Here is a 6744-nt window from a genome sequence, read left to right as displayed (position 1 = left end):
TCCAATTGTGGGAGCGAGCCTGCTCGCGATAGCGTCCTCACATTCGCCGGGTTTCTATCGGGTTCACTCCGCATGCTCACAAAAAAGCCACCTTTCGGTGGCTTCTCGTTCAGCGTCTGTCATCAGTCGTAGATGACTTTCTTCTTCCAGTCCGCATCGGCCTCGGCATCTTTGAGGCCGGCAGTCAGTTGGTTCTCTTCACCTTCAACCGGGGCAATTTTGTCCATGACCTGGGCGTTGGCGCGGGCCAGCAGTTTTTCCAGGTATTGCAGTTGTTCGGAGTAGATCTGCGGATCCGGCTGTTTGCGCAGGTATTGCACGCCGCGTTCGAAGGCGAGGCGGGCCTGGCCGGGTTGGTTTTGTTGCAGGGACTGTTGGCCGAGGTTGTTGAAGAACTCGATGTGCAGCAGTACCAGAATGTGGCGGATTTCGCGGATCCACTGTTTGGCTTCGTTCGGCGGCAGGAAGCCGTCGTGGGCGGCGCGGGTGATTTGGCCGTGGAGGGCTTCGAGGAGGAAGCGTACGTCTTTGGCCTTGGCTTCGGTCAGGATCGGTGCCGGCGGGTTGTTGACCGGGATCGATTCGCCCTGGGCCACCAGCGCGCTCAGTTCAGTGATGCGTGCTTTAGTGGTGGCGCTGGTTTTTTCCAGGTTCAGCAGACGCTGGCAGACGTTCAGCTCCAGGCGGGTCAGCAGCAGTTTCAAGGCCGGGGTCATGAATTGGCCGGGAAAGGTCTCGGTCAGTTCGCCGCAGCGGCGCAGGCGGTCGTTGAGTTCGACCTTGGTGCGGGCCTTCTCCAGTTTGTTGTTTTCCACCACATGGTTCATGTAGCCAATGGCGATCAGAATTGCGATCCCGGCTATGACAAGCAGGGTGATCATGAGTGGTGTCACCGGTAAGACCTCTTTATAGGGTTCGCATGCGAGTGTAGTGGCTGGGCATTTAGGCGCCTAGCGCCGCTCGACGAGTTGGATCGGCAGTTCAATCTGTATCGGCCGCACACTGTTTATATGAATGCTGGCGCATGATGTGCAGATTGCCATCACCGTGGGTGGACTATAACGTCTTGGCGAGTGGCGGAATATAGGCGTCAGGACTTGGGCGGCGCAAAAGCCTGAAAGCTCCCGTAAAGGACGTCGAAGTCATTGATTTAAATAAATTTATATCAGGGGGTTGACGACCTCTCAATCCATCCATAGAATGCGCGCCACTTGCAGCGTAAAGCACACAGCGAAGCGCGGCAGGGAGTGAATGTTGTAGTGTGTCCCCTTCGTCTAGTGGCCTAGGACACCGCCCTTTCACGGCGGTAACAGGGGTTCGAGTCCCCTAGGGGACGCCAATGCGGGAATAGCTCAGTTGGTAGAGCACGACCTTGCCAAGGTCGGGGTCGCGAGTTCGAGTCTCGTTTCCCGCTCCAATTTTAAACAGCAGTGCTTTCGGGCAGTGCTGAGTGAAACCAGAACCCAATCTTCGGAGGCGGATCTGGACACCGAAACACACACCATGTGTTCCGGGTAGCGTGTCCCCTTCGTCTAGTGGCCTAGGACACCGCCCTTTCACGGCGGTAACAGGGGTTCGAGTCCCCTAGGGGACGCCATTTGCGGGAATAGCTCAGTTGGTAGAGCACGACCTTGCCAAGGTCGGGGTCGCGAGTTCGAGTCTCGTTTCCCGCTCCAAATTCTAGAAACGCCGCTCAGTGAGCGGCGTTTTTATTAGTGAAAGTTGTAGCCTGTGTCCCCTTCGTCTAGTGGCCTAGGACACCGCCCTTTCACGGCGGTAACAGGGGTTCGAGTCCCCTAGGGGACGCCATTGCGGGAATAGCTCAGTTGGTAGAGCACGACCTTGCCAAGGTCGGGGTCGCGAGTTCGAGTCTCGTTTCCCGCTCCAAATTCACAAAAACGCCGCTCAATAGAGCGGCGTTTTTGTATGCGCGTTTTTTGTGTTTGTCCTGCCTGTTACAACTTTCCTACAGCGGATCCGTGAGATCAGGAAGCGTCTGACAGCCAGCGCGAGGCGATTCTGGGATAACGACAGGCCTTGCTCACCGAGCCTTTTCCGTCGATTCCAGAGATCCCTTCAATGTCATTGAAATCAGTTTCGCGCGGCAGTTTGCCCGAGATTCGTGCCACCGCGCTCCTCGCATTACCGCTGGTCGTCGGCCATGTCTGCGCCGGTTTGATTGCCTTCGTCGACAACCTGATCGCCGGCAATCACGGCACCGACACCCTGGCGGCGGTGACGCTGGGCACCGCGTTGTTATGGCTGCCGATGTTGGTGCCGATCGGTACGTTGATTGCGCTGACGGCGTCGGTCGCCCGTTTGCAGGGCGGGGATCGAACCGATGAAATCGCGCCGATCTTTCGCCAAGCGTTGTGGCTGGCGCTGTTCATGGGGCTGTTGATGTTCGCTTTTCTCAGCCTTGCGCCAATGTTGCTCGCGCCTGCCGGGATCGCCGAGGAGATGATTCCCGGCGCGCAGGCGTTCTTGCACGCGGTGCGTTGGGGTAGTCCGGCGCTGACGCTGTTTTTCTGCATGCGCTATCTGTGCGAAGGGATGCACTGGATGCGTCCGACGATGATTTTCAGTTTCGGCGGTCTGTTGGTGCTGGCGCCATTGGGCTACGTGTTGACCAATGGCAAGTTGGGTTTCCCCGAGCTGGGCGCACAAGGGCTGGGGATCGCTTCGGCTGTGATGATGTGGCTGCAGGCATTGCTGTTTGCCGGCTATCTCTGGTTTGGCCGGCGCTTGGCGCATTTGCAGTTGTTTGCGCGTTTCGAGCTGCCGAGTCGCGCGGGCATCATGGATTTGTTGCGCACCGGCATGCCGATTGGCATTGCGATTCTGATGCAAGGCAGCCTGTTCATTGTCACTTCGCTGCTGATCGGGCGGTTGGGTTCGACGTTTCTTGCGGCGCACCAGATTGCAGTGAACCTCGCGCAGTTGTGTTTCATGATCCCGGTGGCTGTGGCCGAGGCGACCACGGTTCGCGTGGGGCATGCGTTGGGGCGCGGCGATCTCCAGCGTGTCCGGCAAGCCGCGTGGGCCGGTTGCGTGATTGTGTTGTTGGCACAGAGCGTATCGGTCGTGATCCTGCTGTTGGGCAATGAAGCGATTGCCAGCCTTTATAGCGCCGACATCGCCGTCACGGCATTGGCCGCGACACTGTTGCTGTTCGCCGCGGCCTTGCAGTTTCCCGATGGCTTGCAGATGCTTGCGGCGGGGGCGTTGCGGGGGCTGCAGGACACGCGCGTGCCAATGTGGCTGGCGGTTTTCTGTTACTGGGGCGTTGGCGTGCCGCTCGGCGCGGGGTTGGCATTTGGCCTGGAGTGGGGCCCGCAAGGAATCTGGACCGGATTGATCACCGCCCTGAGCCTGGCGACGCTTTTGATGGGCGCGCGATTTATCTATAGCAGCCGGGTCAGGGTGGCTGGCGTCAGTTAAACCAAAAGGCCCGTCGATGAGCGTCGACGGGCCTTTTGTTTGCGTATGCGTTACCAGGACATCATCAAGCGACCGGCAAACAGGATCAGCACGACCCCCATGGTGCGCTCGAACCAGTGCCCCATGCGCAGGAACAGCAGGCGTACCTTGGCGCTGGAGAAAAACAGCGCGACGATCACAAACCACAAGGCGTTCACAAAGCACATCCACAGCCCGTACAACGCCTGGATGTTCAGCGGTGTGCTGGCGCTGATGATCGTGGTGAAGATCGCCAGAAAAAACAGCGTGGCCTTGGGGTTGGTGGCATTGGTCAGAAAACCGGTGGTGAACGCCTTGAGCAGTGTTTGCTCGACCACGGGTTCGTCGATGGTTTTCTCTCCCTCAAGCGCCGATTTGGGTTTGCTGCGCAACAGGCTGACACCCAGATACAGGATGTAGGCGCCACCAATGACCTTGGCCACGGTCAGCAACCACGGGGTGGTGTGCATCAATGCGCCAACGCCGAGCAATGTATACAGCACATGCACGGAGATGCCCGCGCCGATCCCCAGCGCCGTACAAATGCCCACGACTCGGCCAAAACGTACGCTCTGGCGAATGGTCACGGCGAAGTCTGGACCGGGGGCGACCACGGCCAGAAAGTGAATGGTGGCCAATGCCAGAAATTCGCCCAGGTAGTTCGATAACATCTCAGCTCCAGAAAGTCAGGGGTGAAGCATTGCCGCGGTAGCCGACAAAGAACGAAAGGCTCAAGCGCGGATCCGCCACACCCGGGGTCACCGAGTGCATGCAGCGCGAATTGAACATGATGAAATCTCCCGGATTCGGCCGTACCTCAAGGCTCGGCGGGCCGAGCAGCGCGGGGTCGATGCCGTAACTGTCGCCGCGCATTTCGTCGAACTGGTCGGCAGAAATGTCGTCGTCCCACATCTGCAATGCGCCGCCTTCGGTCGGCATGTTCAGGTAAACATTGCAGGCGAACTGCGCTTCCAGGCTGCGTGCCTGAAAGCTGTCCGGGGCGTCCTTGGCAAAAATGTCGTGATGGGCGAGGAAGCACACTCCCGGTTTCACCACGCGCGACAGACCGACATACATTTTGCGCCCGTAGAGGTTTTCCAGATGCGCACCGGCCGGCCATGACTCGTCGAGCATGCAGCGCAGCGTGTCGACCGGTGAGGAGTAGGGCGCGCAACGTTTACGCAATTCCGCAATGTTACTGGTGGCGCGCTCGAAGTAGTCTTCGATCAGCAGCGGCTGGTTTTCCGCCTCGTAAAACGCCATGCCGATGCGGCCGATACTCGGTGCGTTGATGTAGCCCTCAAAGCCGGGAGCGAGGATCTTGTCGCCAATCTGGATCGCCAGCGGCTCAGGCAAAAAGCCTTTGACGCGGATGGCAAGGACTTCTTCGTTGGCCAGTTTTTTTATGCACGTCTCATCGAGACGCTCGACGTCTAGCATCATTTTTTGTAGGTCCATCTATCGATAGTCAACGGAACCTGCGAATGCGGTTCCCCCGGCGTCGGGCGATGCGTGGGGCATCGCCCAAAATCCTTAATCCACGCTGTAGTGGACCGACAGGGTGCCCTTCTTCTGCGAAAGGGACGCGATCGTGACTCTGCCCAGATCCTTCAGACTGCGTACATGGGTACCGCCGCAGCCGTAGGCGGGCAGCTCACCGAAACTGATTTCCCGCGCGCCCTCGCGCAGCGAAGTCAGGCGCGGTAGATCGTGTTCGACCCACTGGCCAATGCCGTATTGAATGGTGTCTGCATCGACCTCTTGGGTGGCGTCACCCGGTTTGAATTGCACCCGACCTTCATCGGGCCAGTGATGCGCCTTGATCGGCGTCCAGCCCAGCGCCTGAACGAAATGCCCGATCAGGTGCCCGGCTGAATGCATGCGCGTGTTGAAGCAACGGCGTGCTTCGTCGACCCGAATGCAGGTCATGCCGAGTGGCACCGGTCGATCGACGAAATGAACAATTCGATCCGGCTCCTGCACCACGCGCAGCACCTGGCTTTCGCCGATCCAGCCGGTGTCGCAAGGCTGGCCGCCACCTTGCGGATGGAACAGTGTGGCGCGCAGCACCACGGCAAATTCGTGCTCGTGGGGCGTGCAGTCGAGGACTTCCACATTAGCCTTGAGGTCATCACTATGGAAAAAGAGGCGAAGCGTCATATTCCATGCCCTTATTAAAGTTTCTATTTTTATTATATGAATCGTGCAATAACGTGATAATCCGTTCAAACATCAAAGGACTTGTGCGCTGTGAGCATAAATCTGCCGCTACCGCTGTTGGGAGAAATGGCGATTTTCGTCAAGGTCGTGGAGACCGGCAGCTTTTCTGAAGCGGCTCGCCAGTTGGGTTCATCCCCGTCTGCGGTGAGTCGCAGCATTTCTCGGCTGGAAAAAGCCCTGGCCACGCGGTTGCTGCAGCGCACCACGCGCAAGCTGCGTTTGAGCGACGGCGGTGAAGAAGTGTTCAAGCGCTGCCAGGAGATGGTCAGCGCCGCCAAGTCGGTGATGGAAATCAGTGGCCAATTCACCCACGAAGCAGAAGGCCTGGTGCGGGTCAGCGTGCCGAAAGCGGTGGGGCGCTTCGTGATTCATCCGCACATGCCCGAGTTTTTACGGCGTTATCCCAAGGTCGATGTCGAGTTGTTGCTGGAAGACCGGCAAGTCGACTTGATCGACGACCATGTCGATCTGGCGATTCGCATCACGGATCGGCCGCCGGCCGGATTGGTCGGACGGCAGTTGCTGACCATCGACCATCTGCTGTGCGCGACGCCGCAATATCTCGCCGAACACGGCACCCCTACGCATCCCCACGACTTGCTCAATCACAGCTGCATTTATCTGGGCGAAACCCCGAGCGATGCGCGCTGGAAATTCAAGAAGGGCAGCAAAGCGGTGACCGTGGGCGTGCGCGGGCGTTATGCCGCCAACCACACTGGCGTCCGATTGGGCGCGGTGTTGCAGCACATCGGCATTGGCAGCCTGCCGTACTTTACTGCGCGTTATGCACTTGAGCAGAAATTGGTTGTGCAAGTGTTGCCGGACTGGACCTTCCTCGCGTCCTATCACGGCGGGCTATGGCTGTTGCATTCGCCAACGCGTTATCTACCACCCAAGCTGCGAGTGTTTATCGATTTTCTGGTGGAGTGTCTGGAGAAAGAGCCGACCTTGAGCAAGCCGGGCAGAGCGGCAGGTACGAGCAACGCAGCGCTGGCCTATGAATTGCCCGAAAGCGAAGGCCTGCTTTAACGCCGGCGAAAAAAATGCCCGCAAGGACAACCCTGC

6 protein-coding genes and 6 tRNA genes are annotated in these 6744 nt (G+C 58.6%); 8 read left to right on the top strand and 4 right to left on the bottom strand.

Translation table 11 applies throughout. The annotated features are described in order from the left end of the window. Positions 1-122 precede the first annotated feature (122 nt). Positions 123-881 carry a hypothetical protein gene (locus tag A8O26_RS25310; protein ID WP_064120400.1) on the bottom strand — a complete coding sequence of 253 codons (759 nt, stop codon included), beginning with the start codon at positions 879-881 and terminating at the stop codon, positions 123-125. Between the two features lie 382 nt (positions 882-1263). Between A8O26_RS25310 and A8O26_RS25305 the strand changes: the two genes are divergently transcribed. The 7 genes from A8O26_RS25305 to A8O26_RS25275 all read left to right on the top strand — a co-directional run bounded on the left by A8O26_RS25305 (position 1264) and on the right by A8O26_RS25275 (position 3441). After that, positions 1264-1339: transfer RNA gene (locus tag A8O26_RS25305), tRNA-Glu, on the top strand. A 2-nt stretch (positions 1340-1341) separates the two neighbouring features. Continuing rightward, positions 1342-1417: transfer RNA gene (locus A8O26_RS25300), tRNA-Gly, on the top strand. Between the two features lie 104 nt (positions 1418-1521). Further along, positions 1522-1597 (top strand) — tRNA-Glu (locus A8O26_RS25295). A gap of 3 nt (positions 1598-1600) precedes the next feature. Further along, positions 1601-1676, top strand: a tRNA-Gly gene (locus tag A8O26_RS25290). 57 nt (positions 1677-1733) lie between these two features. Next, positions 1734-1809: transfer RNA gene (locus A8O26_RS25285), tRNA-Glu, on the top strand. 2 nt (positions 1810-1811) lie between these two features. Further along, positions 1812-1887 (top strand) — tRNA-Gly (locus A8O26_RS25280). A gap of 192 nt (positions 1888-2079) precedes the next feature. Continuing rightward, the gene (locus A8O26_RS25275; protein ID WP_064120399.1) at positions 2080-3441 is read left to right on the top strand and encodes an MATE family efflux transporter; all 1362 of its coding nucleotides are present in this window, start codon (positions 2080-2082) and stop codon (positions 3439-3441) included. Positions 3442-3491: 50 nt separating this feature from the next. Here the strand turns inward: A8O26_RS25275 and A8O26_RS25270 are convergent, their stop codons facing one another. The 3 genes from A8O26_RS25270 to A8O26_RS25260 form a co-directional block, all read right to left on the bottom strand. Next, positions 3492-4130, bottom strand: a complete 639-nt coding sequence (locus tag A8O26_RS25270) for a LysE family translocator (protein ID WP_064120398.1) — start codon at positions 4128-4130, stop codon at positions 3492-3494. 1 nt (position 4131) lies between these two features. Next, positions 4132-4902 (bottom strand): 2OG-Fe(II) oxygenase, encoded by a 771-nt coding sequence (locus A8O26_RS25265; RefSeq protein WP_064120397.1) that lies wholly within the window; start codon positions 4900-4902, stop codon positions 4132-4134. Between the two features lie 90 nt (positions 4903-4992). Continuing rightward, positions 4993-5619, bottom strand: a complete 627-nt coding sequence (locus A8O26_RS25260; protein WP_064120396.1) for a hypothetical protein — start codon at positions 5617-5619, stop codon at positions 4993-4995. Between the two features lie 90 nt (positions 5620-5709). On the opposite strand from A8O26_RS25260, the gene A8O26_RS25255 reads away from it, so the two are divergent. After that, positions 5710-6708, top strand: a complete 999-nt coding sequence (locus tag A8O26_RS25255; protein WP_064120395.1) for a LysR family transcriptional regulator — start codon at positions 5710-5712, stop codon at positions 6706-6708. The last annotated feature ends 36 nt before the right edge of the window (positions 6709-6744 follow it).

Source organism: Pseudomonas fluorescens (genome assembly GCF_001648775.1).
Taxonomy (GTDB): Bacteria; Pseudomonadota; Gammaproteobacteria; order Pseudomonadales; family Pseudomonadaceae; genus Aquipseudomonas; species Aquipseudomonas fluorescens_M.
Note: the sequence above shows the minus strand (reverse complement) of the source record. Positions and strands in the feature narration are given on the sequence as shown.

What these genes read in the sequence shown, in the direction of transcription:
- A8O26_RS25310 (WP_064120400.1), bottom strand. Translation starts at nt 881, where the DNA reads ATGATCACCCTGCTTGTCATAGCCGGGATCGCAATTCTGATCGCCATT.
- A8O26_RS25260 (WP_064120396.1), bottom strand. Translation starts at nt 5,619, where the DNA reads ATGACGCTTCGCCTCTTTTTCCATAGTGATGACCTCAAGGCTAATGTG.
- A8O26_RS25265 (WP_064120397.1), bottom strand. Translation starts at nt 4,902, where the DNA reads ATGATGCTAGACGTCGAGCGTCTCGATGAGACGTGCATAAAAAAACTG.
- A8O26_RS25275 (WP_064120399.1), top strand. Translation starts at nt 2,080, where the DNA reads ATGTCATTGAAATCAGTTTCGCGCGGCAGTTTGCCCGAGATTCGTGCC.
- A8O26_RS25270 (WP_064120398.1), bottom strand. Translation starts at nt 4,130, where the DNA reads ATGTTATCGAACTACCTGGGCGAATTTCTGGCATTGGCCACCATTCAC.